Here is an 846-nt window from a genome sequence, read left to right as displayed (position 1 = left end):
CTCCTCCCCGTTCGCTCGCCGCTACTGGGGGAATCTCGGTTGATTTCTTTTCCTCGGGGTACTTAGATGTTTCAGTTCCCCCGGTTCGCCTCATGCCACTATGTATTCATGACATGATAATGTGTCGAAACACACTGGGTTTCCCCATTCGGGTATCGCCGGTTATAACGGTTCATATCACCTTACCGACGCTTTTCGCAGATTAGCACGCCCTTCATCGCCTCTGACTGCCTAGGCATCCACCGTGTACGCTTAGTCACTTAACCTCACAACCCGAAGATGTTTCCATCGTTCGCGCTGCAAACATTTGAGAGACTCTATGACAGGTTACTCTTCATCCCGGTACTTCTACGGAGGGATAAATTTCAGCCGTCATGTTTCAATTTTCAGCTTGTTCCAGATTGTTAAAGAGCAAAATACTTCGCAGCATACTGTCGCCAATATACTCTGAAGTATTGAAATACCGGACTATATGGTGGAGCTAAGCGGGATCGAACCGCTGACCTCCTGCGTGCAAGGCAGGCGCTCTCCCAGCTGAGCTATAGCCCCATACAGTCACGCGCAGTACCTTTTCCACTTCATGAGAAGTGGTAGGCCTGAGTGGACTTGAACCACCGACCTCACCCTTATCAGGGGTGCGCTCTAACCACCTGAGCTACAAGCCTATAAAGGTATTTCTGCTCGTTACTTTCTATCAGACAATCTGTGTGAGCACGCCACGCGAACTAATATCTTTAGGTAAGGAGGTGATCCAACCGCAGGTTCCCCTACGGTTACCTTGTTACGACTTCACCCCAGTCATGAATCACAAAGTGGTAAGCGCCCTCCCGAAGGTTAAGCTACCTA

Annotated in this window: 2 tRNA genes and 2 rRNA genes; all 4 read right to left on the bottom strand. The window is 49.6% G+C overall.

The features are described from left to right. Window positions 1-266, bottom strand: a 23S ribosomal RNA gene (locus tag ACJ8OK_RS24300); the annotation flags it as partial. 207 nt (window positions 267-473) lie between these two features. Beyond that, window positions 474-549 (bottom strand) — tRNA-Ala (locus tag ACJ8OK_RS24295). 39 nt (window positions 550-588) lie between these two features. Beyond that, window positions 589-665: transfer RNA gene (locus ACJ8OK_RS24290), tRNA-Ile, on the bottom strand. A 74-nt stretch (window positions 666-739) separates the two neighbouring features. Next, window positions 740-846 (bottom strand): 16S ribosomal RNA (locus ACJ8OK_RS24285); the annotation flags it as partial.

This window comes from Serratia sp. CY71090 (assembly GCF_052166845.1).
Taxonomy (GTDB): Bacteria; Pseudomonadota; Gammaproteobacteria; order Enterobacterales; family Enterobacteriaceae; genus Serratia; species Serratia nematodiphila.
This window is presented reverse-complemented; position numbering and strand designations above follow the sequence as displayed.